Source organism: Endozoicomonas atrinae (assembly GCF_001647025.1).
GTDB classification, from domain to species: Bacteria; Pseudomonadota; Gammaproteobacteria; order Pseudomonadales; family Endozoicomonadaceae; genus Endozoicomonas; species Endozoicomonas atrinae.
Genome location: NZ_LUKQ02000494.1, coordinates 1 through 1,939, shown reverse-complemented (window position 1 = coordinate 1,939; position 1,939 = coordinate 1). Strand labels below are relative to the sequence as shown.

The 1,939-nt window shown below is 45.6% G+C and carries 4 protein-coding genes; 2 read left to right on the top strand and 2 right to left on the bottom strand.

Translation table 11 applies throughout. The annotated features are described in order from the left end of the window. Positions 1-323: 323 nt before the first annotated feature. The gene (locus AK963_RS28355; RefSeq protein WP_066018642.1) at positions 324-713 is read left to right on the top strand and encodes a nuclear transport factor 2 family protein; all 390 of its coding nucleotides are present in this window, start codon (positions 324-326) and stop codon (positions 711-713) included. A 42-nt stretch (positions 714-755) separates the two neighbouring features. Here AK963_RS28355 and AK963_RS28350 read toward each other — a convergent pair whose 3' ends face one another. Further along, positions 756-1,181 (bottom strand): hypothetical protein, encoded by a 426-nt coding sequence (locus tag AK963_RS28350; RefSeq protein ID WP_066018641.1) that lies wholly within the window; start codon positions 1,179-1,181, stop codon positions 756-758. Further along, positions 1,178-1,582 carry a hypothetical protein gene (locus tag AK963_RS28345; RefSeq protein ID WP_066018640.1) on the bottom strand — a complete coding sequence of 135 codons (405 nt, stop codon included), beginning with the start codon at positions 1,580-1,582 and terminating at the stop codon, positions 1,178-1,180. Before AK963_RS28345 ends, AK963_RS28350 begins: the two co-directional genes overlap by 4 nt. 47 nt (positions 1,583-1,629) lie before the next feature. Between AK963_RS28345 and AK963_RS32730 the strand changes: the two genes are divergently transcribed. Continuing rightward, complete coding sequence (locus AK963_RS32730) at positions 1,630-1,869, top strand: hypothetical protein (protein ID WP_139117747.1); 240 nt, start codon at positions 1,630-1,632, stop codon at positions 1,867-1,869. The last annotated feature ends 70 nt before the right edge of the window (positions 1,870-1,939 follow it).

The window sequence follows — 1,939 nt, the reverse complement described above, 5'->3', positions numbered from 1 at the left end:
TGCATCGTGAAAGTTTTCAGGAAAATCGGGAGTTTTAGGCATGACATTAACGGGATGAACAACAGGCTATTTAAAGTATAAAGGCAATCGCAGAATTCGTGACATATTTTGAAAATGAAATTGGTATAATACGCTGCCGTACTGCGTCTTCCAGTTTTGTTCTGGTCAGCTTCAAACGGAAGTCTCCTTTGTTTCAGCCTGGTGTACCTGATTGTTATTGTCTCAGGAGCTGTAACCTTTCAACTTTTCCCAGTCACCTCACTATAACAATATCTTACCTATACTGTAGTCGCCAATATTCAGCGGTTTGGAAGAAGACTAAAATGACAACACAGGTTACCGGGGAAGCACTGGCTCCCTTCAAGCAACTGATTCACGAGATGGGTCAGGCATTTAAAGAAAAAGACATCAGTAAAGCAATGGCTAAATTCGTTGCGGATGAGGATGTCTGTAGTTTTGGCTTTTATGCGGATATCAACAATAAATCGGAGCTGGAACAGCACTGGAAAGACTATTTCAAGGATCATGACTCCGCATCAAAAAGCGAAGAGCACTACACCGTATATGTCTACGGAACAGCAGCCTGCCTCTGCCTGACTCACAAAGCAGAGGGCAGCGGTGAACCCATGAAGCGGTTGACCCTGTTCCTGGAAAATCATAACGGCGCCTGGTTGATTCGCCATCGACACCACTCATTTGTTCCGGCTGGCTGATAACACGCAGAAACGCCGGCGGTCACTGGGAGTAGATGGGGTTCACTCCTTTCCCGCTATATCAATCTGCAGGGATTGGAACTCGACCTGATCAAGCTCCTCCGGAGACAATGGGCCATAAAAACGTGGATAGTCCCAGCCAAACCCCCAGCGAAATGGTGTGGGCCATAATGGGCTACCGCCAAGTCGAACACCTGCATACATCACAGCACCAATCCAGGGATGTCCTGCGTCACTGACGCATTGACGCAATACCTGGTCTGAATGCTGCCGTTGGTTCGAGGTCCCACCTTTCCAGTAGGTCAGGTCATGCCCGACACAGCAGTGCAACCATCGATCAGGTTCAGCATAAGAGCCATTAGGAAATAAGCTGCAGCCATCACTGGCAAAAGGTTTTAACACACTGGCCGTTGTCGGGTATGAGAAAAAAACCAGCAATGACAGTAACAGTGGCCTTCCATAGGTCATTCTATTAAACCTTGATTGTCTTCAGGGGCTACATGGACAGAATATCGCTCAGGATCAAGGGTGTACATTCTGAATGCAAAGATGGTTGACAGGGTAAACCCTATAGAGCTGAGAATGCATGAAATAAAAGTGAATACAGCGCCGGCAAGACCGAGCAGGTTAAGAAAGGATTCCAGCAGTAATAATGGAATAACAATCGCCACAGGAATAAGTATTAACCCACCCACCAGTTGCCACTTTTCCTTTCGACTGTTTTGCCAGCTGTCCCATAAAGCTTCATAACCACTCTTGTTGCGGAGAAGACAGTAAAATTCGGCAAAAGCCAGTCTGCCCATCACCATCAGGCTGGGAATAATCAGCAATAGAAATCCGGTGGCTATGGCAAGTGATACCAATCGCATTTTCTAAATCCTTAAGCTGCCGCCAACTATGCTTAGGCATCATTACCATGCATTATCTAGAACAGATGTCTCGTCGACCACAGCTACCCGAAGGTTTTAATGATGTTGATTTTCAGCATGCTGCCCGTCATGCAGATGATAATCGTGAATGTATCCGGTTGTTGGGATTGTCATTTATACAACAAGGACATTCTGTTTCTGAGACATCCATACTTCTTAAAGTCACCAATTGTCATCACCGGCGTAAAAAGTCCTCAAAACACCAGTCCAAAATGACCTGTCGTTAAGTATAGCTTTTTGGGGTGGTCTGCAAGTCTGATAGTTCCAGAAAGTTAAATATTTTACTAAGCTGACTCT

What these genes read in the sequence shown, in the direction of transcription:
- AK963_RS32730 (WP_139117747.1), top strand. Translation starts at nt 1,630, where the DNA reads ATGCATTATCTAGAACAGATGTCTCGTCGACCACAGCTACCCGAAGGT.
- AK963_RS28355 (WP_066018642.1), top strand. Translation starts at nt 324, where the DNA reads ATGACAACACAGGTTACCGGGGAAGCACTGGCTCCCTTCAAGCAACTG.
- AK963_RS28350 (WP_066018641.1), bottom strand. Translation starts at nt 1,181, where the DNA reads ATGACCTATGGAAGGCCACTGTTACTGTCATTGCTGGTTTTTTTCTCA.
- AK963_RS28345 (WP_066018640.1), bottom strand. Translation starts at nt 1,582, where the DNA reads ATGCGATTGGTATCACTTGCCATAGCCACCGGATTTCTATTGCTGATT.